Source organism: Myxococcus sp. CA056 (assembly GCF_013336715.1).
Taxonomy (GTDB): Bacteria; Myxococcota; Myxococcia; order Myxococcales; family Myxococcaceae; genus Myxococcus; species Myxococcus llanfairpwllgwyngyllgogerychwyrndrobwllllantysiliogogogochensis.
Genome location: NZ_JABUMT010000014.1, coordinates 1 through 22,209, shown reverse-complemented (window position 1 = coordinate 22,209; position 22,209 = coordinate 1). Strand labels below are relative to the sequence as shown.

The window sequence follows — 22,209 nt, the reverse complement described above, 5'->3', positions numbered from 1 at the left end:
GACTGCTCTCAAACGGTCGACTCGTGGAGGGCTTCCTGACGTCCGCCCCACCCGAGTGCAACTTCCCGCCGCCTTCCGTGTTGGCCTTCTCATGAAGGGGGAGCCCAGCACGCGCACGCCCAGGCCCTCGGGCCCTCTTCGCCACGCCTGCGTCCTGCTCGGACTGCTCGCCCCCCTGCTCACCGCCCGCGCGGAGTCCGGTGACACCACCGTCAGCGTGGAGACCACCGTCGGCAAGGACTTCCGCGCCTGGAGCCTCCTGGGCGACGTGGAGCTGCGCGACGGGGCCACGTTCCTCACGCTCGGCTACACGGGCGCCCGCCCCGAAGCGGGCACCGCCCTCACCCACCAGCTCAGCCTGGGCGCCGACCAGGTGCTGGGCGAGCACTGGCTCCTGTCCGCCATCGTCAGCACGGGCCTGCCCAAGTCCACCCGCGTCGAGCTCATCCCCGAGCGACCCGCGCGCCGCCTTCCCGCCGTCGACGCCAGCACCGGCTACGCCAGCCAGGGCGCGCTCCTGTCGGTGTCCTACGACTCGGCGGGCCTCTCCGACGTGGAGTCGGGCGCCGACGCGAGCCTCGCCCTCACCCGCCACCCGCTGAGCCGGGCGCTGCTCGTCACCCACGTCCAGGGCAACACCACGCGCTACACCCGCGAGGACACCCTGTGGGCCGCGCGGCCGGGGCTGGGCCTCCGGCTTCTCCTGGGAACGCGCTGGGAGCTGGGCGCGCGCGGCAGCCTCTCCCTCTACAGCGAGAACCCGCTCTCCGCCGGCCAGTTCACCGAGGAGGAACAGGCGGCGATGGCGCGCCGCGTGGAGAACGCCGTCGAGGCGCGCCGGGCCCTGCGCCGCTACCAGGCCCGCGTCAACAGGGACCTGGGCACCGTCCTGGCCCGACGCATGGCGGACGTCAACGCCACCGCGGGCATCCCCACCGCGCCCGCGCGCTTCGACGTCAGGCCCTCCGTCACCTGGAAGCCCGGACGGGACGTGCGGGGGCAGCTCTCCTACGCCTTCACCCGCTACGTCTCGGGCGAGGGGTGGTCCCACCTGCTGGCCACCCGGTGGACGGTGCGACTGGGGACGCCACTGAGGGTGTGGGCCAGCGTGGCGCTCCAGCAGGACCACCTGGAGGCGGCGGCGGACCCGGAAACCCCCTCCCCGGTCCATTCCGGCCTGGTGACGCTCGGGGGGGAATACACGTTCTGAGCGGACCGGAGTAAAACGGCCCCCATGCTCCGAACAGTCATCGCCACCACCGCCGTGCTGGGCCTGGCCGCCGGCTGTGCGCCCGACACGAGCGCCCCGGTCAAGATTCGCGCCCTGGTGCTCTCCAGCAATGGGCAGTACGTCCCCGAGGAGGTCGAACTCAAGACGGTCGCCGACGTCGTCGGTCTCAGCGGCAGCGTCGCCGACCTGCACGGCGGCGCGCGCATCGTCTACGACTCCAACGACCAGGACCTCGCCACCGCCACCACGCCCGAGGCCTTCGCCAACGCCCTGCTCAAGGGCGAAGGCCGCGACGTCACCGCCAGCTACATCTCCCAGGATGACGTCCTCTGGCCGGCGGACTTCCACACCTGGAACATGGTGACGACGTATTACAACCTCGAGCGCGCCTTCGATTACTTCCACGACGTCACCAACATCCCGACGGCCGACTTCAAGAAGCCCGTCAAGACGTACTACTTCCCCGACTTCACCATCACCGACGTCAGCCGCGACTCGCTGAAGGACAACGCCCTGTATTTCTCGGCGATGGAGTCCTTCCTCGTGCTGCCCTTCGATGAACTCCAGCGCGCGCCCCTGGCCATCAACGCGGGCGTCATCACCCACGAGTACTCGCACCGCATCTTCAACCTGAAGGTGTACGCCGGACAAGCCTTCCCCGCGGCCCTCACCGCGTGGGCCAGCACTGGCGGCCCCAGCCCCGGCGCCAACATCCTCAAGGCGTTCGACGAGGGGCTCGCGGACCTGCACGCATACGGCGCCACCTGCCGCTCCAAGAACGGCTGCGACACCCGCTTCCTCTCCACGTCCTTCGAGGGCCCCGAGTACGGCTCCATCCCGGCCGACCGGGACCTGGCGAAGACGGACCGCTGCATGGACGCGTCCCTGCGCGACAGCATCCGGAACAACAGCCTGAGCGAGTTCAGCGGCAAGGAGTACCGGGTGGGCACGCTGCTCGCCAGCGCGCTGTACCAGGCCGGCGAGGCCACCGGGCAGCGCGACATCCTGCTGCGCTCCATCGTCACCGGCTACAGCGACACCTCGACGGCGACTCCCGGCCTGCTCCAGCTCACCCAGCAGTACACCTCCGACCAGACGAACTTCACGCTGGCCGTGGCGTCGAGCGCCATCATCAGCCACATCACGGACCTGCGGCTGAAGGAAGCCGTCTGCAACGAGCTGATGGACCACCTGCAGATTCCCCGAGATCTGCTCGTGGGCACCACGAATCCCAACCTCTGCCCGGCCAGCGCCGCTGGCGGTACCACCTGCCCCCGACTGAGCGCCGACTGATGAGGACCGCCACCGTGAAGAACTGGCTCACCCGCTGCCTCGTCGGCGGCCTGCTCGTAGCGCCCCCCGCCTTCGCACAGGATGACGACGACCCGTACGCCTATCCCGAGGACGAGCCGGGCCCCAGCCAGGAGCAGATTGAAGAGGAGGAGGCCGCCGAGCGCCGCCGTCGCAACGTGGACCAGGCCGACGAGTTCCGGAACGCGTCAGAGCAGGAGGGCGAGGAAGGCGACTTCAAGGAGCTCGCCGGCCTGGACGACCCCAACCTGGGCGTGGGCGTGGAGCTCCTCGCCGGCGCGCTCCTCCTGGAGAGCCCCCGGGGCCGCTTCGCCGACACCGTGCTGGGCCTGGGCGTGCGCACCACGTGGGAGTTCGGCCGCACGTTCGACCTCGAGCCCTTTCGCGAGAACCTCTGGGCGGACCTGCGCTGGACGTACGGCAACAGCAGCGACGGCACCGACTTCATTCGCGGCAGCACCAGCCAGCACTACTTCACCATCGCCCCGGCCTACGAGTTCAAGTTCGGCAAGTCCGACTTCGGCTTCTTCGGCCAGGTGGGTGGCGGCGTCGCCTACCAGACGACCTCCATCACCGTGGACGCCAACGAGACGAAGGTGAATGGCCTCAAGCCCCTCCTCCAGTACGGCGTGGGCCTCCGGGGCCGTCCCCGACTGTCCAGCAGCAGCAACTTCCGGCTGTCCTTCCGCCTGGAGGCCATGGGCTACCGCCGGGGCTACATGAACGACTTCTTCCTGGGTGGCAGCGTCGGCGCCACCTTCTGAAGAACACTTCCCGACCGCTCCTTCCCCGCAAGGAGCGTGAACGGGTGGAAGTTTTTCCGCTTCCGGCCCTTCGTGCGGCCCTCCGCTCCTCGGCATTCCGGGGAGTTGGGGGTTGGCATATGCCCTGCTTGTAGCCACCGTCGGGAATGGGCGTGGGGCCCCAGGGCGGGGAGGCGAGGCATGAAGGGCGTGCAGGGGCAGGGACAGGGCCAAGGCCAGGGCAAGCATTGGGACCCGGTGTGCGGCAAGCAGTTGGAGACACCGGATGGCCAGCCATCCTCGGAGTACAAGAAGCGCCGTTACTTCTTCTGCTCGGAACGGTGCCGCCATGCCTTCGAGCGACAAGCCGAGCGCTTCCGTCTCAACGAGCTGGCCCGCGTCGGCGCGCTGATGACGCCGGGCCGGGTGCGCTGGGGACTGGCGTAGGACTTCCGGGGCCCGCGGGTGAAACACCGCGGGCCCTCACTCACTGACGAACAGATTACGCGGCGACGCGCACGTCCTTGAGGCGCAGCGACAGCTTTCGCTGACCTCGGAAGGTGTCGAAGCCCGCCTGGAAGGCCAGGTCCACCGGCCCATCCACCATCCTCACGCGGTCCGCCATGCCGAAGCCGATGGCGTCCAGCTCCGGTGCGTCCGCCAGCGCCAGCTTGAGGTGACCGCTGCCACCCGCCGCCTTGGCCGGCAGCACGCGTGAGCGGGCCACCTGGTGGCGCAGCACCAGCACCGGCTCGGGATTGCCCTGGCCGAAGGGGCCGAGGCGCTGGAGGGCCTCCACGGCCGTCGCATCCAGCTCCCGGGCGCTCACCACCGCGTCCACGCGGCAGCGGGGAATGAGGTCCTCGGGGGTGAGGCGCTGCCAGGCGATCTTCTCGAACGCCTCGCGCAGCGCGGGCAGCTTGTCCGCGTCGATGGTGAGGCCGGCGGCGTGCTTGTGGCCGCCGAACTTCGTGAGCAGCTCCGAGCACCCGCTGAGCGCGTCGTAGAGGTGGAAGGCCTCGATGCTGCGCGCCGAGCCCTTCCCCACCCCGTCCTTCACGCCCACCATGACGGTGGGCCGGTGGTAGCGCTCCACCACGCGGGAGGCGACGATGCCGATGACGCCCGGGTGCCAGCCCTCGTCGTAGAGCACGAAGCCGCGCGCGTCCTTGCGCTCCTCGGCCTGGGCCAGCGCCTGCGTGAGGATGCCGCTCTCGATTCCCTGCCGCTCCGCGTTGGCCCGGTCCAACACCGAGGCCAGTGAGCGCGCCGACTCCAAGGACTCCGAGCAGAGCAACTGGAGGCCCAGGGACGCGTCATGCAGCCGTCCCGCGGCGTTGATGCGAGGCCCCAGGCGGAAGCCCACCTGGCCCGCGGTGATGGTCGTGTCCGGGTCCATGCCCGCGGCTTCCTTCAGCGCGCGCACCCCCGGACGGCGGGCGGCCGTGAGCTCCTGGAGGCCGTGCGTCACCAGGATGCGGTTGGCGCCGGTGAGCGGCACCACATCCGCGACGGTGGCCATCGCCACCAGGTCCATCATGGCGCGGAGGTTGGGCTCCTTGCGGGTGGCGAAGTAGCCATCGTCGCGAAGCCGCTTGCGCAGGCCCATGCAGAGGTTGAAGGCCACGCCCGCGGCGCACAGGGCCTTGGTGGGGTACTCGCAGCCGGGCTGATGCGGGTTGAGCACCGCGACGGCGGGAGGCAGCGTGGGAGGAACCGTGTGGTGGTCCACCACGATGACGTCCAGCCCCAGCTCCTTCGCGCGGGTGATCTCCGCCACGGAGGTGATGCCGCAATCCAGCGTCACCAGCACCCGCGTGCCATCCGCGGCGATGCGCTCCACCGCGGACATGTTGAGGCCGTAGCCCTCGTCCAGCCGGTGGGGGATGTACGTGGCCGGCGGCACGCCCAGCTCCTTCAGGAACAGGAACATCAGCGACGTGGAGCACACCCCGTCCACGTCATAGTCGCCGTACAGCGTCACCTTCTCGCGCCGGTGCAGCGCACGCACCAGCCGCTCCACGCCAGCCACCATGCCCTTCATCCGGAAGGGGTCTGGCAGGTCCGCCAGACGGTCCGACAGGAACGCGGAGGCCGACTCGGGCGTCCGGTAACCGCGGTGCAGCAGCACCCTCGCCGCGAGCGGATGGAGCGACAGCTCCCCAGCGAGCGACCCCACCTCCTCCTCGACCACGTCTGGAAGCAACCACCGCACTCGCAGCTCCCCTCCTCGGCCACCGGGACTCCTCCGTGGCCGGGACGAAATCTTGACAGTCCGACAGTACCTCAGACGTCTGACGAGGAAAGTCCAACCTTGGGCACGACATTTCCCTTCCTGCTCAGGCGTTCAGGCGTGCGCTTGCCCTGTCGTCTGCCGGTGGGGAGCGCGTCGGCCACCCGGTGCACAGCTTGATTGCACACCACCTGACAGGGAGGACCGCATGGCTGCAAAGGGTATCCAGGTTGGCGCGCTGGCGCTCGCGCTGCTCGCCGCTGGCACGGCTTCCGCGCAAGAACGCAAGCCGGGCAAGCGAGGCGACGTCAACGTGTTCCTCAAGGGCGGCCTGGGCGATTACACGGGCAACCTGGGAGATCTCACGAACACCGGTCCGGCATGGGGTCTCACACTCAACGTGCAGCCCACCACGTTCATCGGGTTCGAGCTCGGCTACGAGGGTTCGCAGAACGGCATCGACGACATCCGGCTGCTGGATGACGGCCCCTCCATCGTCCGGCAGGGCGGCAGCGCGCTGGTGAAGGTCTCCCCGCCCTTCCTCACGGCGGTGCGGCCCTTCGTGGGCGCGGGCTTCGGCCTCTCGTATGTGGACGTGCGCGGCATCGGCGGCGGCCTCTACGACTCCGACACCATGGAAGAAGTGCCGCTGGCCGCGGGCGTGGAGTTCAACAGCGGAGCGCTGACAGCGGGCGTCCGCGCCACCTGGCGCGTGCTGCTCGACAACGGCTTCGCGAATGACGCGCTGGACGAGGACACCGACGGCGGCCTGCTCGACGCCTCGGTGACGCTGGGCGCGCGCTTCTGACACGCGCACCCGCCTGAAAAACAACAAGGGCCCTGCCTCCACGTGGGAGACCAGGGCCCTCGTCGCGTCCGGCTCCCGCGAGCGGGAGTCAGGCGGGGTACGTCACGCCGCCTTCGGCTCCTGCTTCATGCCGTCGCCGTGACGGCCTTCCTTCGCCGCCGCGCGCTCGTCCAGCCAGATGGTGAGCGGGCTGGCGATGTACACGGAGGAGTAGGTGCCGACGAGGATGCCTACGAGCATCGCCATGGCGAAGTCGAAGATTTCGCCCACGCCGAAGATGAGCAGACCGATGAGCGACAGCGCCGTCGTGCCGGACGTGAGGATGGTGCGGCCGAGCGTGTCGTTGATGGCGATGTTGATGACCTCCGCCAGCGGCTTGCCCTTGTACTTGGCCATGTCCTCGCGGATGCGGTCGTAGATGACGATGGTGTCGTTCACCGAGTAGCCGACGATGGTCAGCAGCGCGGCGATGGCCGTGAGGTTGAACTCGCGGCGGCTCACCAGGTAGTAGCCCGCCACCATGATGACGTCGTGGAGCATGGCGAGCAGCGCGCCCGGGCCGAACTTGAAGTCGAACCGGAACGCCACGTAGATGAGGATGGCCACCATCGAGTACAGCAGCGCCATGACGCCGCGGTTGCGCAGCTGCTTGCCCACCTGAGGGCCCACGTAGTCCACGCGGCGCTGCTCGAAGTCCGGCTTCTCCAGGCCCGCCTTGAGCGCGGAGTTCACCTTGTCCGCCATGCCGCTGGCGACGACCTGGTAGTCGACGCCGGTGCCGCCCTGGGACTCGCCCAGGACACGGACCTCCTGCACGCCGGTGCCAGACCCCTCCACCGCGCTCTTGATGAGCTCCGCCGTCAGCGGGGTGGCCGAGCGGAAGTTGATGATGCCGTTGGCGAGGTCCGAGTAGACGTTGCGGACGGTGCCCAGGGCCTCGATGGCCGTCTTGGCCTTCGCGGCGTTCTCTTCGTTGAGCTGGGTGACGCCGCCCATGCGAAGCAGGAAGGCGTTCTCCGAGGCGCCGCCGATGTTCTGCACGCTCACGTCGTGCAGGCCGCCCTTCTGGGCGCGCTCACGCACTTCCGCCGCGCTGATGGAGTGGTCGAACTTCAGCTCCACCACCGTGCCGCCGGCGAAGTCCACGCCGTAGTTGAACCCCACCGTGGCGATGCCCACCAGGATGGCGAGGTTGACGAGGGTGGAGATGAAGATGGCCGGCTTGCGCTTGCCGATGAAGTCGATGTTCGTCTTGTTCTTGAGGATCTGCATGGCAGTTTACCGGGCTCCCGCCGGTCTCAGACCGACACCGACTGCGCGTTACGGCCGTGGACGAAGTAGGTCATGATGACGCGAGTCACCACGATGGACGTGAACAGCGAGGCCAACAGCCCCACGATGAGCGTGGTGGCGAAGCCCCGAATCGGTCCGGTGCCCGTGAAGAACAGGATGAAGCCGGCGATGAGCGCCGTCACGTGCGCATCGAAGATGGTCCAGAAGGCGCGGTCATAGCCCTGGTCCACGGCCGCCTTGGCCGTCTTGCCGTGACTCAACTCCTCGCGGATGCGCTCGTTGATGAGCACGTTGGCATCCACCGCGACGCCCAACGTCAGCACGAATCCGGCGATGCCCGGCAAGGTCAGGGTCGCGTTGAAGAACGCCAGGCCCGCCAGGATGAGCAGACCATTCAAGAGCAGCGCGACGTCCGCGATGAGCCCCGCCTTGCGGTAGTACAGCCCCATGAAGAGGAGCACGAGCCCCAGGCCGACCAGCACCGCGAGGCCGCCCTTCTTGATGAGCTCGTCACCCAGGCTCGCGCCCACCTGACGAATCTCACCCACCGTCACCGGCGCGGGCAGCGCGCCCGCCTTGAGCACCAGCGCCAGCGTCTGCGCCTCGCCCAGCCACTCGTCGTGGGAGCGAGCCCCCATGCGACCCATGGTGATGCGGGCACGGCCTCCGCCGATCTTCTCGTTGATGTTCGGCGCCGTGTGGACGTTGTCGTCCAGCACGATGGCCATGCGACGGCCCACGCCCGCCTCGGTCAGCTTCTCGAACTCGCGCGCGCCCGCCGGGTCGAAGGCGATGTTCACCTCCGGCTCGTTCATCTGGTTCACCGACGCGTCCGCGCCCGCCAGGCTCTCGCCCGTCAGCGGCACGACCTTGTCCAGCAGGTACGTCCGGTAGGACGAGCACTCATTCTTCTTCAGCGGGTTCGCGATGCACTCGGTGACGACCTGGCGGTTCTCCGGAACCTTGCCCTCGGTGTACTTCAGGAGCGCGTCACGCGAGGCGCTCTGCAGCTGCGGGAAGCCACCCTCTTCCGACACGGTGATGTCGCTGCCGGCCGGAGGCGGGTTGGACTGGAACAGCTGCGCGAAGAACTGCGGGTTGGTGTCGTCCACCATCCGGAACTCGAGCTGCGCGGTGGTGCCGACCAGCTCCTTGGCCTGCTCCGGGTTGCTGCGGCCGGGCAGCGAAATCTGGATGGAGTCGGTGCCGAGCTTGCGCACGTCGACTTCGGCGACGCCCCACTTGTCGATGCGGCGGCGGATGACGAGCATCGCCTGGTCGACCGCTTCCTCACGGAAGCGATTCACCTGGGATTCGTCGGGCGACAGCACCAGCGTCGCGCCATCGCGGTTGACCCGCTTGAAGTCCCCGAAGGTCGCCAGGACGTCCTTCTCGATGGCGTCCATGGTCGCCGGGTCCTTCGCGGTCAAGGTGAGCTGGAGCTTCTCTGGATCCGTCTCCGCCGTGACCTCGCCGAGCTTCTTGTCGGCGACGTACGTGGCGATCTGCTGGCCCCGGCGCTCGGTCCGCTTCTGGAGCGCCGTCTTGGTGTCCACGCGCATGACCATGTGGATGCCGCCCTGAAGGTCCAGGCCCAGATTGAGCCGGTACTTCGCGGGAGGCGCCCAGGCGGGAAGCCGCGCTTGCAGCGCCGCCAGGTCATTGCGCTGGGCACGGTCCATGACCACCAGCGAGTAGTACGACGGAATCAGGAACCAGATGGTCCCCAGCGTCACCGCGACAATCAGTCCAAACTTCCACCACCAGCCGCGGTCCATTTACTTCTCCTCCTTCTTCTTCTCTTCGGCGGGCGCCGCCTGCGCGGGCCCCTCAGCCACCGTGCCCTTGGCACTGATGGACGTCTTCAGGATGCGGATGCGCACGCCACTGGCGACTTCCACCGTCACGGTCCGCTCTTCGACGAGGTGGATCTTCCCGAGCATGCCGCCCGAGGTGACCACTTCATCGCCCTTCTTGAGCGACGTGAGCAGCGTGCGGTGCTCCTTCATCTGCTTTTGCTGAGGGCGGATCATGACGAAGTACATGATCGCCACCAGTCCCACGAGCAGAGCCAGGGTGTTCAGCGGGTTGGTCCCGCCCCCGGCCTGCGCCAGCATCAAAAAGCTCTCAGCCACAGACTGCCTCGTCGGTTGAGGAAGGCTTGGGATGGGGGACCCCCCACACTACCCGAAGGACCCATCCTGAAAGGGGGCCCTCTTAGCAAGGGGTCCCCATGTGAGCAAGTGAACGCGGGAACTCGGGATTCCATCCGGTCGCTCAGCGACCACGGGTCCGTTCGGCCTCCTGGGCCCGAGCCCTCTCCCGGAACTCCCGCGCGAAAGCGGCATATCGGTCCTCGGCGATGGCCTTGCGCACATCCGCCATCAGCCCGAGGAAGTAGTGGAGGTTGTGCAGGGTGTTGAGGCGCATCGCGAGGATTTCGCCCGCGGCGAAGAGGTGCCGCAGGTACGCCCTGCTGAAGTTGCGGCAGGTGTAGCAGGAGCACGCCGGGTCGACCGGCCTGGGGTCCCTGGCGAATGCCGCATTGCGGATGGTGAGCTTGCCCTCCGAGGTGAAGAGCAGGCCGTTGCGCGCACAACGGGTCGGCAGCACGCAATCGAACATGTCCACCCCGTGCTCCACGCAGGTGACCAGGTCCACGGGGGTGCCCACACCCATGAGGTAACGCGGCTTGTCGCGAGGCAGGAGCGGCGCCGCGTAGGCCACGCCCGCATGCATCGCCTCGGGGGCCTCGCCCACGGAGTACCCCCCCAGCGCGTACCCTGGCAGGTCCACGGCGCACACCTCCTCCGCGTGGCGCTTGCGCAGGTCCTCGTGGAGGCCGCCCTGGACGATGCCGAAGAGGGACGAGCGGCCTTCCCGGTTCCACGCCTTCACGCAGCGGTGCAGCCACCGCGTGGTGCGTGCGAGGGAATTTTCCAGGTACGGGCGGTCCTCGGTGGAGGGAGGGCACTCGTCGAAGGCCATGATGACGTCGGCGCCGAGCGTCTCCTGGATTTCGATGGAGCGCTCGGGGGTGAGGAAGTGACGCGCGCCGTCGAGGTGGGATTGGAAGGCGGCGCCCTCCTCGGTGATTTTGCGCTTCTCCGACAGGCTGAAGACCTGGAAGCCGCCGCTGTCGGTGAGCATGGGCCGGTTCCAGGAGACGAACTGGTGCAGGCCACCCATCTCCCGCATCAGCGCTTCGCCGGGGCGCAGCATGAGGTGGTAGGTGTTGCCGAGGATGATTTGCGCGTCGAGCGCGAGCAGGTCATCCGGCCCCACGCCCTTGACGCTGCCCACGGTGCCCACGGGCATGAAGATGGGCGTCTCGATGGGGCCGTGCGGGGTGTTCAGCCGCCCGCGGCGGGCCTTCGTTCCAGAGGCGTCCTCGTGGAGCAAATCGAAGCGCACCAGGCCCGGTGCCACCCGCGTGTCGCCCTTCTCGCGCGCCGTCTCCCGTACTCCCGCGTCCTGCTCACTCATGGCACTCACTCCGACACCAGCATGGCGTCGCCGTAGCTGAAGAATCGATAACCCTCACGCACCGCCTCCGCGTATGCGGCCAGCGTGCGCTCGCGCCCCAGAAGCGCGCTGACGAGCACCACCAGCGTGGAGCGCGGCAGATGGAAGTTCGTGAGGAGCGCGTCCACCTGGCGGAAGGTGAAGCCCGGGCGGATGAAGAGCGTCGTCTCGCCCGGCCCTTCGCGCAGCAGGCCCGTGGTCGGGTCCGTCGCGGACTCCAGCGTGCGCACCACGGTGGTGCCCACGGCGACGACACGCCGGCCCTCCGCTCGCGCCGCGTTCACCTCGCGCGCGGTGGCCTCGGGGACGGTGAAGCGCTCCGGGTGCATGTGGTGCTTGTCGAGTTCCTCTTCGCGCACCGGCAAGAAGGTCCCCGGCCCCACGTCCAGTGTCACCAGCGCGCGGCGCACGCCCTTGGCCGCCAGCGCGTCCAGGGTGTCCTGCGTGAAGTGCAGGCCGGCGGTGGGCGCGGCCACGGCGCCGGAGGCGCGCGCGTACACCGTCTGGTACCGCTCGGCGTCCGCGGCATCGGGCTCGCGGGTGATGTAGGGCGGCAGCGGCAGGCGACCGGCGGCGTCGAGCAACGAGGCCAGCGAGGCCCCCGGGGGCGCGTGGAAGCGCACGCGGTACTCCCCTCCTCCGAGCACCTCCAGCACCTCCGCCTCCAGGCCGCCGGCGAACGTGAGGCGCTGGGGGGGCTTGAGGCCCTTGGAGGCCTGACCGAGACAGAGCCAGTCGAGCGACTCGGGAGCGCCATCGAGCGCGGCCGACGTCAGCGTGGAGGCGGCGGGCCGCACCACGAGCAGCTCCACGCGTCCGCCGGTGCCTGCCTTCTGGCCCAGCAGGCGCGCGGGGATGACGCGGGCGTCGTTGAGGACGAGCAGGTCACCGGGGCGCAGGAGCTCCAGCACGTCGGAGAACTGGCGGTGGCTCACGTCGCCGGTGGAGCGGCGGACGAGCATCAGTCGCGAGGCGTCGCGCTGGGCGAGCGGCGCCTGGGCGATCTGGGACTCGGGGAGTTCGAAGTCGTAGTCTGAGAGGCGGGACGACACGGGGTTGGCGCTTGTAGCAGCCCCCGCGCCGCCGCGGAAAGCGCGCCGACGAAGGGGACGTCAGTAGAGCTGTTGGAGCTCGGCCCCGGGGTAGTAGTGGGTGAGGATTTCCAGGTACCCCCTGCCCTTGTCGGCGAGCGCCTTGGCGCCCCACTGGCAGAGCCCGGCCCCGTGGCCATAGCCGCGACCGGAGAACACATAGCCGTGGTCGGTTCGCTCCACCTCGAAGTCGAGACTCTTGAGGCGCGTGTAGCCGAGCCTGCGGCGGAGCTCCACGCCGTCCACCGTGCTGCCATCGCCCATGGTGATGCGGGTGACACGGCGGGTGGGCGTGCGCGCGGACACCTTCATGCCCTGGGCGGGGCGCTTGAGGGCGGCCTTGATTTCGGTGTCCGACATGGAGGCGGACCAGCGGCTCGCGGGCAGGCGTCCGCACGGACAGTCGACGGGCTGGAGGTAGGGCAAGTCGCGGTGGAGGGCGTCCTGTCCGGACTCGGTGCGACCGCCACAGGAGGCGTGGAAGTAGGCCTCGATAGGGGCGAGCTCGTAGGTGAGCACCTGCCCTCGGGTGGCGTCGACGGCGGCGCGGGTGCGGGGGTCCTCGCGGTTGACGCCGCCATACACCTGATGGAGCACGCTGCTGCCAAGATGAAATGCGTTGCTATAGCTCTCCAGTTTCTTCTGGAGGGCATAGGTGCGCGCGGCGATGGCCTGGGCCTTGAGGGCCTCGGGTGGGAAGGAGACCGGCATCTCGCTGCCAAGCACCGCGGCGAGGTAGTCCTCGAGGGAGATGACATTGATGAGCTGGAGCCCCTCGCGGAATGGCCGCACGACGACATCACCACGCACCTGGGCACTGCCGGCCTTGAGCGGCTGTTCACCCGGAGCGCTCCCCGCATCGTCGGAGGGGCTCAGACCCGCGCGGAAGCGCACGGAGTCTCCGATGACGGGTGCTCCGTTGACCTCGAGCCGGCCTGCCTTCCGACGAATGGTGGCGACATCGGAGGGGATGGGCACGAAGGTGGCTTCCTCGCTGTCCACGCCGAAGCCAAGTCCGCGCCCGCTGATGCGCACCTCCACTCCCGTGTCCTCGATGGCGATGCGCAGGGTCTCCACCGCGAGTGAACGCAGGGGAGCGAGCAGGAGCAGGAGCAGTGCAACAGGTCGCAACATGGCCTGGGAGTGTAGGAGCGTGGCCACGTGCCTCAAGAAAACGGCCAGAGGATGGGAGAGGATGGCGCGGCCGTGACACCTTCCGAGCCGCCCATTTCCCGTCTGCCCCCCTCCTCCTTCGTCCAGGCCCTCAGGGGGCTGGAGCCCCGTCCCGCCGCCCTGCTGAGCCGCCGGCTCGTCTCGGGGGCCTCCCTGGAGGACTGCGCGAGCTTCTACGGGGTGTCGGAGCAGGCCCTTTCGGTGCGCTTGCTGCGAGCCGCGGTGTTGCTGGCGATGAGGACGGGCACGGCAGCGAGGGATCCGACGGAGGGCGAGGAGGAAGCGGCCTGGGCGCGAATGCTCGCGGCGGCGTTGGAGCGGAAGGATGCACCGGTGCCCGTGGGACTGGTGCCGGTGGTAGAGGTCTGCCGTCGGGTGCGAGCCGTGAGTGCCGAGGTGGCCGCGGGCCTCGAAGCCGCGACGCGGGAAGACCAGGCCTCGCCAGTTCGGCAGCGCGAGGACTGGATGCGGAGGCTGGCTGTCGCGGCCCTCCTGGCCCTGACTGCATACCTGTACCTGTCGCGTCCGGAAGAGCCGCCCCGCCGCCCGCGCCCCCCGCCCCAACAACAGTTGGCGCCTGACGCCGGGTGACGGGCGCGGCCGCGTCCAGCAAGTGTCGCGCGTCCCCCACAACAGTGAGTCCACTGTGTCCCAACAAACGTCCGACACTCGCGGATGCCCTTGCTGGACGAAGTGCTGTCCGCGCGAATAAGGGAGGCCCATGCGAGTCCCCTTCGTCGGCCTCCCGCTGCTCGTGGTCACCTGCCTCCTCGTGGGTTGCTCGAAGAACGTGGACACACGCGTCGCCGGTGATGACGACGCTGCCATCGATGGTGCATCCGCGAGGCTCGAAGAACTGAGGGCACGCACGGCCCAGGATGACCTGTCGTGCCAGGACCGCTGTGAAGTGGCCAACCAGACCTGCGGCGTGGCCGAGGAGCAGTGCTCCCTGGTGGACCGGAACCCGGACCGGGATGATCTCCCTCCGCGCTGCGCACAGGGCCGCGAGCAGTGCTCCAGCGCGAGGGACAGCTGCGCGAGTTGCCAGAACGGCTGACCGGGCCGACGACGGGCTCGCGGGGGGAATCACCGGATTCAGCGACAGGCCTCGCCGGGGGAAGTGGACGGAACGCGACCGATGCGCACCGACGGCGGACCGTGCTTAGATACGCGGGTTTCCACCGTCGAGGAGCCGCGTCATGTCCCGTCCCATTTCCATGCTCATGGCAGCCCTGTTGGTCCTTCCGGGCATCGCCGGAGCGGACGAAGGGGGCGAGCTGACCCCCGAGAAGGTGGCTCACATCCGCCGAGACGAAGCGGCGGCGATGAAGAAGGTCGACGACGAGTTCGGCAATCGCAAGTCCTCGGAGATGAGCAACGAGGAGCGCGGACAAGCCATCCAGAAGCAGTCCGCGGCCACCTCGTCGGTGTTGGAGAAGCACGGCGTCACCGCGAAGGAGTACGACCGCTTCACCGCGAAGATGGGCCCCGAGGGCAACGAGCGGGCGAAGGCCGAGGGGCAGCGTCTGGAAGAGCAGGCCAAGTCGGCGAAGCAGGCCGCGGCGAAGCCCGCCGAGGAGAAGGAAGTCACCATTCAGCAAGGCTTCAGCAACGACAACCCCGTCGAGCTGGAGTCCACCGAGGGCGACAATCCCGTCGTCGAGATTGGCATTCCCGTCGAGGACGAAGAGGGAGCCGAAGGTGGCGCGGGGGCCGAGGGTGGCGAGGGCGCGAACGCGGAGGGCGCGGTGGCAGCCCAGGCCGCTGCCGCGAATGAGGATCAGGTGCCCGTGGAGATCATGGGCGGTGGGGACGACAAGCCTTCGAAGAAGGCCGCGCGCCGCGCCAGCTCACAGTCGCCCAAGGTGAAGAAGAAGGCGGCGAAGAAGAGAAGGAGCTCGAACGACGACTGACGAAGTCGTCCGCTCCCGGAAGCACGCTTGCCGGGAGCCGCTGACGCTCAGCCCTTCCGCAGGTAGCCGTACTCCTGGGCACGAGCACGCCAGGTCTCGTCATACGGGCACGAGCAGTCGGTCTCTTCCGGCTCCGGGTAGGCGTAGCGCTCGCCCTTGTAGTTGCGGAACACGGTCTCTCGTTCGCCCCGCTCGACGACGTAATCCGGCTGGAGCGTCACCTTGCCGCCGCCGCCGGGCAAATCCACCGCGAGGTGCGGCACGGCGAGTCCGGTGGTGTGGCCACGAAGCTGCTGGATGATCTCCAGTCCCTTGGCGATGGGCGTGCGCAGGTGCTCACAGCCTTCGGCCACGTCCATCTGGTGCAGGTAGTACGGCCGCACGCGGCTGCGCAGCAGCAGGTGGGACAGCTCCTTGATGATGCGAGCGTCCGAGTTGAGCTGCCGCATCAGCACGGCCTGGTTCTCCACGGGCACGCCGTGGTCCACCAGTCGCTCGCACGCCTCGCGCGCCTCGGGAGTCACTTCCTTCGGGTGATTGAAGTGCGTGACGACGAAGACGGGCGCATGGCGTCGCAGCGTGCTCGCCAGCGCATCGGTGACGCGCATGGGCAGAACCACTGGCACACGCGTGCCAATGCGAATCATCTCCACGTGGGGAATCTCGCTCAACGGCGCGAGCAGCTCTTCCAGGCGCTGCTCGCTGAGCAGGAATGGATCCCCGCCGGAGATGAGGACGTCACGCACCTCGGGGTGGCGCCGGATGTAGTCGATGCCACGGCGCATCTGGTCCTTGGACAGCTCCGCCACGCCGCCCTGGGTGATGCGCCGTCGCGTGCAGTGCCGGCAGTAGACCGAGCACGTATCCAGCGCCAGGAACAGCACCCGGTCGGGATACTTGTGGACGATGCACTCCTCCGGCCGCGTCTTGTCCTCACCGAGCGGATCCTCCAGCTCGCCGGGGCGTACGCGAGCCTCGGCCCGCACGGGAATGGACTGCATGCGGACCGGGCAGAACGGATGCTCCGGGTCGATGAGCGACAGGTAGTACGGGCTGATGCCAATGCGGAACAGCGAGGACGTCTCCTGGACGCCCGCGCGTTCATCTGCGGTCAACGGGATGAAGCGCTCGAGTTGCTCCAGCCCGCGCACCGCGTGGCGCTGATGCCAGCGCCAATCGCCCCACTCCGCATCCGTGGCCTGGGGAAACAGGCGACGGCGCCCCGCGTCACTGAGCGAGGAGCGCTCGGTGAGGGAGTCCGCCGCCCCATTCATCGCAACCGCGGAGGTGTCCATCACGCCGCCCGGGTCTGCTCCCGCCACCACGCCTGGCCCTCTTCGGGCAGGGAGTCGATGGGGTCGAAGTACTCGTACTTCCGGTCGAGCGCCTCGGGGTCATTCGCCTCGATGCCCGTCCGGTAGTTCTTGGTCCAGAAGGAGATGCCGCGCGTGCGGTCATACTCGGCGATTTGATGGACCCAGCGTTTGCCCACGAAGGGCACGTCACAGACGATGCGCGGCGTCGCGAAGCCGGGCATGTAGCCCATGATGTCGTGCTGGAGCCGCTGCGCCTGATCCACGGAGAGCCGCCAGTGCTCGCTGTTGGGGATCATGTCGCACATGTAGAAGTAGTACGGCAGGATCTTCGCGTGGTCGAGCAGCGTGAAGCACAGCTCGAGCAGCGATTGCGCGCTGTCGTTGACGCCTCGCAGCAGCACGCCCTGGTTGCGAACATCACGGAAGCCCATGTCCAGCAGCTTGCGCACGGCCTTGCCCACCAGCGGCGTGAGCTGCGCGGCGTTGTTGACGTGCGTGTGCATCGCCAGGTCCACGCCCCGCTCCACGGCCTTTTTCGCCAGCCGGTCCAATCCCTGGAGGACCGAGTCCTGGAGGAAGTGCTGGGGAATGGCCATCAGCCCCTTGCTGGCCAGCCGGATGTCTCGAATGTTCGGAATGTCCATCAGCGAGCTGACGAACGGCTCCAGCTGCTGGATGGGCAGGTTCGCGATGTCGCCGCCGGAGACCACCACGTCGCGCACGGTGGGCGTGCGGCGCAGGTACTCGAGCATCTGCTCGTAGCGGTCCTTCGGTCCGATGGAGAACTTGTGCTTGCTGACCTGGGGGACGTCGTTGCCCACCAGGTCCATGCGCGTACAGTGCCCGCAGTACTGGGGACACGTTGGCAGCATCTCCGCGAGCACCTTCGTCGGATAGCGGTGCGTCAGACCTTCGACGACCCACATGTCCTGCTCGTGAAGGCTGTCACGGCTGGCCTTCGGGTGATTGGGCCAGTCCGTGAGGCGGTCCGCGAAGGCGGGCAGCATGTAGCGCCGCACCGGATCCTTCCACAGGTCCTGGTAGTCCATCGTGTTGAGCATCTGCGGCGGGACGAGGATGGACATCGTCGCGCGCTCGCGCTGATCCCGCTCGAGGCTCTCCGCCAGGTCGTCCGGAAGGAGCGCACCCAGGGTGGCCCTGAGCTCCTTCAGGTTCTTGACGGTGTGCTTGCGCTGCCAGACGGAGCTTTCCCACTCCGCTTGGGTGACGTCCTTGTAGCCGGGGATGCGCCGCCAGTCGGGTTCCACGAACTCACGGCGGAGCGGATAAGAAAACGGCTGTTGCGCGGGACCGGCCTCGGCCTTGCCCCGGATGGGCGTCGATTGCATGGCGCATCACCTCAGCATGTAGCGTCGCGGGCCGGGCGTCATACCGCGCCCAGCACCACTTCATTCAACAAATCGTCGACGACGCCCGATGCCCGCTCCCTACTCAATGGCGAAGTTGACCAGCTTTTCGATCTTGTTCTCGGAGATCGAGACAACGACGGGCTTGGTCGTCTTGCCATTGAGCTTGAAGGAGATCTTCCTCTTGCCCACTGGGAGCACGAGGGGGCTTCCGAGCGTCACCGGCGTCTGACGGCCGGTCTTCTTGCCGTCGACGAGGATTTCGGCGCCTGCGGGCTTCGTGCTGCAAGCCAGCATTCCCGTGGCCTTCGGCTTCGGCGGGGTCGGAGGCGCGGGAGGAGGCTTCACCGTCTCGACGCGCTTCTCCTCCTTGGTGAGGTCGAAGGAAATGGTCAGCTCACCGCCATCACCCTCGGCCAGGAACTCTCCTGAGTAGGTCTTGTAGCCCGCCAGCTTCGCGGTGAACTGGTAGGTCTTCCCCACTTCCAGGTTGGCGAGCCGCGCGGCCGGGGTGCGTCCGACCTTCTTTCCATTCACGGCGATTTCCGCGCCGCTCTCACCCTCGAAGACAGCAGCGAGCTTCTTGGGCGCAGGCGGCGGAGGCTCCACGGGCTTGTTCTCCACGACAGGGTTCGCGGGAGGAGGCTTCTGCGTGGGAGGCGGAGTGGGCGTCTCCGTGCCTGGGGCGGGAGCGGTGTCGGGAGGCTGAGCGTTGACGACGGCGGTCGGAGGATCCGGGTTCTGGGGGGGCGTTGGAGTCCCCGTCTGCCCCGGGTCCACGATGGTGCCCGAAGGCCGCTCCTGGCCTCCCGGGTTGGCCACGGGCTCCGAGGGCCTCGCGGGTGGTTCCTCCGGCGGAGCCTGCGCCACGACCTCCGGGACCAGGTTGAAGGACACGGCCAGGGGTGGGCCTTCGACCACCGTCACGAACTTCTTCTCGGGCTTGTGCCCGGGAGCACTGGCCACGACCTCGTAGTCGCCGGCCGGAAGGGCCAGCATCATGTTGGGCTCGACCCTCTGCCCATTCACTTCGACGACGGCGCCGGCCTGCGGCACGGTGAAGGTGACCTGCTCCCCTGAAGGGCCGCCGAACAACACGACCAACAGGAGCAGCACCACCACGGCGATGCCGGCCGCGGAGCCAAAGAGCACCGGCTTGGGAAGGTTCGCCAGCGACTGCAGGGGCGAACCCTTCGCGGCGGGCCTGGACTTGGTCTTGGTCTTGGGCTTCGCGACAGGAACGGGCTTGGCCGTGGCCTTGGCGCCCTTCTTCGGCGCGGGCGCGGGCGTCTGCGTCCCGGTGACTTCCTCGCGCTCCTGGGTGTCGTCGGGATAACCCCCGCCGTCCTCGGAGCCGTAGCCGTCGTGTGTGTCGTAGCCCCCATCATCCTGGGGTGCGTCGTAGCCCCCGGCATCCTGGTGCTGGGGTGACGAGCCTCGCTGCGGAACGCGATTGCTCCGCCCGTTCGCCGAGACGGTGATGTTGCCGGTGGTCTCTTCGGGCGGCTCCGCCGAGGCCTTCGAGCGCGTGGGGGGCGCGGTCGGCGCCGGGCCGATCATCGTCGCACCCGCGTAGGCCTCACCGTCCTCGCTGGCGATGACGACCTGGGACTTGGGTCCGCTCTTGCCCTTGCGCACCGAGGGCTCCGGCTCCCGCGACGGGTAGGCCGAGGCGGTGCTACTGCCCTGGAGGGTCGGAATCTCCGAACGCCCCGTGATGCTGTCGTCCACCAGCACGCTGCTCTCGGCGACGCGCGTCTCCGGGGACATGAAGGTCTGGGTCGAGTCGACGATCTGCGTCTTGTCGGCGCCACCGCCGTCCATCTCCTCCAGCTCTTCGGCCGTGGGGGGCGGAATGTAATTCGGGGCGGGATGAGCCGGTGCCGTGGGCGCGCGACCTGCGGGAGAACCCGTCACCACCACCGCGGGCGGCGGGCGCCTCGTGCTCTGGCGCGGCGGCGAGGGGGGAACGGTGACGCCCGAGGTTTCGATCTGATCCGGGCGCTCGATTCCCGCGTAGCGCTCCATCTTCTCCGCCTCGCGGAGCATGTCCTCCGCGAAGGCCTCCTTCATGTAGGAGGAGAGGTGCTTCGACGAGTAGATGGCATCCCCAGCGAGGAGGAAGCGCATCAGGTCCTCGGCGAGATCCGAACCCCACTGGTAGCGGTCCTCGGTCTCACGCGCGAGCGCCTTGAGGACGACCTTCTCGAGTCCCGGCGGGATGTTCGGATTGAACTCGCGAGGAAGCGGAACGTCCGCGTTGCGCACCTTCTCCAGCGTGGAGAAGTCCGACTCACCGACGAAGAGCTTCTCACCGGTGAGCATCTCGTACAGCAGCACGCCGACGGCGAAGATGTCGCTGCGCCGGTCGATGGGCATGCCCCGGACCTGCTCCGGGCTCATGTAGCCGAACTTGCCCTTGAGGATGCCGGCCTGCGTCTTCTGCGAGCGGTTGGCCGCCTTGGCGATGCCGAAGTCGATGACCTTGACCTCGCCCTCATAGGAGATGAGGACGTTCTGAGGCGACACGTCACGGTGGATGATGTGCAGGTCCTGCCCGCGTGCGTCCTTCTTCCGGTGAGCGTAGTCCAGGCCGTCACAGAGCTTGGAGGCGATGAACACCGCCTGCGCGGTGGGCATGATCTCCTTACGCCGCCGGTATCGCTCCAGCATGGTCCGCACGTCGCGGCCCGCGACGTACTCCATGGCGATGAAGTACGTGTCGTCGTGCTTCCCGAGCTCGTGGATGTGCACGACGTTGGCGTGGTTCAGCTGAACGCTGATCCGCGCCTCATCGATGAACATCGTGATGAATTCCTCGTCCTCCGCCATCGTGGGGAGGATCTTCTTGATGGCGAGGATGCGCTCGAAGCCCTCGACGCCGAAGGCCTTCGCGATGAACACCTCGGCCATTCCGCCGACGTTGATGCGCTCGAGGAGCAGGTACTTCCCAAAAAGGGTCGGCTTCTTCATCTCGTGGAGCGGTCCGGGGCCGGGGAGCACCGCGGCAGGCGGAGCGCAGACCGGGCGGAGGACTGGACTCTAGTCGCAGCCTTCATAGCGAGTCAAACATGCATACACCCCTGAAACCTCAAGGAATTCGGGAGCTTGAACGCTTCTGAGCCCCATGGAAGCAGGAGCGGGAAGGAGGCGGCGCGTCACATGCCGGACGACCCATGCCCCAAGCCGCGAGGTGAAGCCCTACATCGCCCCCTGTCGTTCACGGTGTTCAGCGACAACCGGAGCGCCTGCGGCGTCGCTGGAGCAGACCACCATCCCGCGAGGCCACCTGGGATCCGTGGGTAGAACCCAGCGACGCAGTCCGGCGCAGGTGGAACAGGAGAGTTCGTACCGGCCCGTGCGGAGCCAACATGTGGGCAAGCGGTTTGAAGCCACGCGCCGGATTTGAGACCGCGCCAGTGAGAGTCGAGCCTGCGCACGCGTGCGGCAGGCATCATCGAGCCAGCCACTGGCGCCCTCCCAGGCACCAGGCGTTGCGTACGGAAGCGCCGCCAAGCCCCAACGCCAGTGGATATAGCCGCGTACCGCAATCCCAGCCGCCCCCAGCTCCGGTAGAGCTGGAGTGGAGGTGGTGCTGGACTCCGTGGGTGCCAGCACATGGGCAAGCAGCCTGGAGTCGCTGGCGGCCTTCGGGCACCTGGTGGCGTACGGGAGCGCGAGCGGGCCCCCTGCGGCGGTGGAGGTGGAGACGCTGTACGCGAAGTCGCTGAAAGTCAGCGTGTACTGGCTGCGCACTCCACACCCGGCCGCGCTGCAGCGGCGGGCACGCGAGGCGCTGGGAAGCGCACTGGCGGGGGGGCAGCTGCGCGTGAAGCTGGGGCTGGTGGTGGGGCTGGAGGAAGCCGCGCAAGCCCACCAGCGGTTGGAGTCGCGCGCGACGGTGGGCAAGGTGGTGCTGCGAGTGCCCTGAAGTCGCGCGGGCCGTCAGGCCTCGAGGGTGGCTGCAGGCCGCAAGCCCGCGGACGCCCTGGTGGCTGAAGCGGGCACGGGGCCTCCTCGCGGCGTCGGAAACTCCAGACGCACAAAAGCGAAAAGCCCCCGTCACACGAGGCGACGAGGGCTTCTCTCAAAAAGAATCCGGCAGCGACCTACTCTCCCACGCGGTTTCCCGCGGAGTACCATCGGCTCTGGAGGGCTTAACTTCCGTGTTCGGGATGGGAACGGGTGTGACCCCTCCGACATAG

General features: G+C 68.2%; 19 protein-coding genes and 1 rRNA gene. 9 read left to right on the top strand and 11 right to left on the bottom strand.

Annotated elements, in window-relative coordinates; translation table 11 throughout:
- The first annotated feature begins 91 nt into the window (after positions 1 to 91).
- The 4 genes from HUA76_RS36055 (at position 92) to HUA76_RS36040 (ending at position 3,732) form a co-directional block, all read left to right on the top strand.
- Positions 92 to 1,210, top strand: coding sequence for a hypothetical protein (locus HUA76_RS36055; protein ID WP_174463426.1), 1,119 nt, complete (start codon positions 92 to 94; stop codon positions 1,208 to 1,210).
- A gap of 24 nt (positions 1,211 to 1,234) precedes the next feature.
- A complete protein-coding gene (locus HUA76_RS36050) occupies positions 1,235 to 2,524 on the top strand; it encodes a hypothetical protein (protein WP_174463425.1) in 1,290 nt (429 codons plus the stop codon).
- Entirely contained in the window at positions 2,524 to 3,306 is a 783-nt protein-coding gene (locus HUA76_RS36045) for a hypothetical protein (protein WP_141643238.1), read from the top strand. Before HUA76_RS36050 ends, HUA76_RS36045 begins: the two co-directional genes overlap by 1 nt.
- 180 nt (positions 3,307 to 3,486) lie before the next feature.
- Positions 3,487 to 3,732, top strand: coding sequence for a YHS domain-containing protein (locus HUA76_RS36040; protein ID WP_141643237.1), 246 nt, complete (start codon positions 3,487 to 3,489; stop codon positions 3,730 to 3,732).
- Positions 3,733 to 3,787: 55 nt separating this feature from the next.
- Here HUA76_RS36040 and recJ read toward each other — a convergent pair whose 3' ends face one another.
- Positions 3,788 to 5,500: a single-stranded-DNA-specific exonuclease RecJ gene (gene recJ / locus HUA76_RS36035; RefSeq protein WP_141643236.1), complete on the bottom strand. Its 1,713-nt coding sequence runs from the start codon at positions 5,498 to 5,500 to the stop codon at positions 3,788 to 3,790.
- A gap of 226 nt (positions 5,501 to 5,726) precedes the next feature.
- Between recJ and HUA76_RS36030 the strand changes: the two genes are divergently transcribed.
- Positions 5,727 to 6,326, top strand: a complete 600-nt coding sequence (locus HUA76_RS36030; RefSeq protein WP_174455869.1) for an outer membrane beta-barrel protein — start codon at positions 5,727 to 5,729, stop codon at positions 6,324 to 6,326.
- A gap of 102 nt (positions 6,327 to 6,428) precedes the next feature.
- Here HUA76_RS36030 and secF read toward each other — a convergent pair whose 3' ends face one another.
- The 6 genes from secF to HUA76_RS36000 all read right to left on the bottom strand — a co-directional run bounded on the left by secF (position 6,429) and on the right by HUA76_RS36000 (position 13,369).
- Positions 6,429 to 7,598 carry a protein translocase subunit SecF gene (gene secF, locus HUA76_RS36025; protein ID WP_141643234.1) on the bottom strand — a complete coding sequence of 390 codons (1,170 nt, stop codon included), beginning with the start codon at positions 7,596 to 7,598 and terminating at the stop codon, positions 6,429 to 6,431.
- Between the two features lie 26 nt (positions 7,599 to 7,624).
- Positions 7,625 to 9,397: a protein translocase subunit SecD gene (gene secD / locus HUA76_RS36020; protein WP_174455870.1), complete on the bottom strand. Its 1,773-nt coding sequence runs from the start codon at positions 9,395 to 9,397 to the stop codon at positions 7,625 to 7,627.
- Positions 9,398 to 9,754, bottom strand: a complete 357-nt coding sequence (yajC, locus tag HUA76_RS36015) for a preprotein translocase subunit YajC (protein WP_141643232.1) — start codon at positions 9,752 to 9,754, stop codon at positions 9,398 to 9,400.
- Between the two features lie 142 nt (positions 9,755 to 9,896).
- Positions 9,897 to 11,105, bottom strand: coding sequence for a tRNA guanosine(34) transglycosylase Tgt (gene tgt / locus HUA76_RS36010; RefSeq protein WP_141643231.1), 1,209 nt, complete (start codon positions 11,103 to 11,105; stop codon positions 9,897 to 9,899).
- 5 nt (positions 11,106 to 11,110) lie between these two features.
- The gene (queA, locus tag HUA76_RS36005; protein ID WP_174463424.1) at positions 11,111 to 12,196 is read right to left on the bottom strand and encodes a tRNA preQ1(34) S-adenosylmethionine ribosyltransferase-isomerase QueA; all 1,086 of its coding nucleotides are present in this window, start codon (positions 12,194 to 12,196) and stop codon (positions 11,111 to 11,113) included.
- A 60-nt stretch (positions 12,197 to 12,256) separates the two neighbouring features.
- On the bottom strand, positions 12,257 to 13,369 hold the full coding sequence (locus tag HUA76_RS36000) for a SpoIID/LytB domain-containing protein (protein WP_174463423.1): 1,113 nt from the start codon (positions 13,367 to 13,369) through the stop codon (positions 12,257 to 12,259).
- A 27-nt stretch (positions 13,370 to 13,396) separates the two neighbouring features.
- On the opposite strand from HUA76_RS36000, the gene HUA76_RS35995 reads away from it, so the two are divergent.
- The 3 genes from HUA76_RS35995 (at position 13,397) to HUA76_RS35985 (ending at position 15,321) form a co-directional block, all read left to right on the top strand.
- The gene (locus HUA76_RS35995; protein ID WP_371823564.1) at positions 13,397 to 13,999 is read left to right on the top strand and encodes a hypothetical protein; all 603 of its coding nucleotides are present in this window, start codon (positions 13,397 to 13,399) and stop codon (positions 13,997 to 13,999) included.
- A 130-nt stretch (positions 14,000 to 14,129) separates the two neighbouring features.
- Positions 14,130 to 14,465 (top strand): hypothetical protein, encoded by a 336-nt coding sequence (locus HUA76_RS35990; protein ID WP_174463422.1) that lies wholly within the window; start codon positions 14,130 to 14,132, stop codon positions 14,463 to 14,465.
- A gap of 142 nt (positions 14,466 to 14,607) precedes the next feature.
- Complete coding sequence (locus HUA76_RS35985) at positions 14,608 to 15,321, top strand: hypothetical protein (RefSeq protein ID WP_174455874.1); 714 nt, start codon at positions 14,608 to 14,610, stop codon at positions 15,319 to 15,321.
- A gap of 47 nt (positions 15,322 to 15,368) precedes the next feature.
- Here HUA76_RS35985 and HUA76_RS35980 read toward each other — a convergent pair whose 3' ends face one another.
- The 3 genes from HUA76_RS35980 to HUA76_RS35970 all read right to left on the bottom strand — a co-directional run bounded on the left by HUA76_RS35980 (position 15,369) and on the right by HUA76_RS35970 (position 20,977).
- A complete protein-coding gene (locus HUA76_RS35980) occupies positions 15,369 to 16,595 on the bottom strand; it encodes a KamA family radical SAM protein (RefSeq protein WP_246137223.1) in 1,227 nt (408 codons plus the stop codon).
- A 20-nt stretch (positions 16,596 to 16,615) separates the two neighbouring features.
- Entirely contained in the window at positions 16,616 to 17,986 is a 1,371-nt protein-coding gene (locus HUA76_RS35975; RefSeq protein WP_141643228.1) for a KamA family radical SAM protein, read from the bottom strand.
- A 99-nt stretch (positions 17,987 to 18,085) separates the two neighbouring features.
- On the bottom strand, positions 18,086 to 20,977 hold the full coding sequence (locus HUA76_RS35970; RefSeq protein WP_174463421.1) for a serine/threonine-protein kinase: 2,892 nt from the start codon (positions 20,975 to 20,977) through the stop codon (positions 18,086 to 18,088).
- Between the two features lie 610 nt (positions 20,978 to 21,587).
- Between HUA76_RS35970 and HUA76_RS35965 the strand changes: the two genes are divergently transcribed.
- Entirely contained in the window at positions 21,588 to 21,935 is a 348-nt protein-coding gene (locus HUA76_RS35965; protein WP_371823563.1) for a zinc-binding dehydrogenase, read from the top strand.
- A gap of 165 nt (positions 21,936 to 22,100) precedes the next feature.
- Here the strand turns inward: HUA76_RS35965 and rrf are convergent.
- A 5S ribosomal RNA gene (rrf, locus tag HUA76_RS35960) occupies positions 22,101 to 22,209 on the bottom strand; the annotation flags it as partial.

What these genes read in the sequence shown, in the direction of transcription:
- HUA76_RS36055 (WP_174463426.1), top strand. Translation starts at nt 92, where the DNA reads ATGAAGGGGGAGCCCAGCACGCGCACGCCCAGGCCCTCGGGCCCTCTT.
- HUA76_RS35985 (WP_174455874.1), top strand. Translation starts at nt 14,608, where the DNA reads ATGTCCCGTCCCATTTCCATGCTCATGGCAGCCCTGTTGGTCCTTCCG.
- HUA76_RS36045 (WP_141643238.1), top strand. Translation starts at nt 2,524, where the DNA reads ATGAGGACCGCCACCGTGAAGAACTGGCTCACCCGCTGCCTCGTCGGC.
- HUA76_RS35975 (WP_141643228.1), bottom strand. Translation starts at nt 17,986, where the DNA reads ATGCAATCGACGCCCATCCGGGGCAAGGCCGAGGCCGGTCCCGCGCAA.
- secD (WP_174455870.1), bottom strand. Translation starts at nt 9,397, where the DNA reads ATGGACCGCGGCTGGTGGTGGAAGTTTGGACTGATTGTCGCGGTGACG.
- secF (WP_141643234.1), bottom strand. Translation starts at nt 7,598, where the DNA reads ATGCAGATCCTCAAGAACAAGACGAACATCGACTTCATCGGCAAGCGC.
- HUA76_RS35980 (WP_246137223.1), bottom strand. Translation starts at nt 16,595, where the DNA reads ATGAATGGGGCGGCGGACTCCCTCACCGAGCGCTCCTCGCTCAGTGAC.
- HUA76_RS35990 (WP_174463422.1), top strand. Translation starts at nt 14,130, where the DNA reads ATGCGAGTCCCCTTCGTCGGCCTCCCGCTGCTCGTGGTCACCTGCCTC.
- HUA76_RS36000 (WP_174463423.1), bottom strand. Translation starts at nt 13,369, where the DNA reads ATGTTGCGACCTGTTGCACTGCTCCTGCTCCTGCTCGCTCCCCTGCGT.
- HUA76_RS36050 (WP_174463425.1), top strand. Translation starts at nt 1,235, where the DNA reads ATGCTCCGAACAGTCATCGCCACCACCGCCGTGCTGGGCCTGGCCGCC.
- HUA76_RS36040 (WP_141643237.1), top strand. Translation starts at nt 3,487, where the DNA reads ATGAAGGGCGTGCAGGGGCAGGGACAGGGCCAAGGCCAGGGCAAGCAT.
- HUA76_RS36030 (WP_174455869.1), top strand. Translation starts at nt 5,727, where the DNA reads ATGGCTGCAAAGGGTATCCAGGTTGGCGCGCTGGCGCTCGCGCTGCTC.
- tgt (WP_141643231.1), bottom strand. Translation starts at nt 11,105, where the DNA reads ATGAGTGAGCAGGACGCGGGAGTACGGGAGACGGCGCGCGAGAAGGGC.
- HUA76_RS35970 (WP_174463421.1), bottom strand. Translation starts at nt 20,977, where the DNA reads ATGAAGAAGCCGACCCTTTTTGGGAAGTACCTGCTCCTCGAGCGCATC.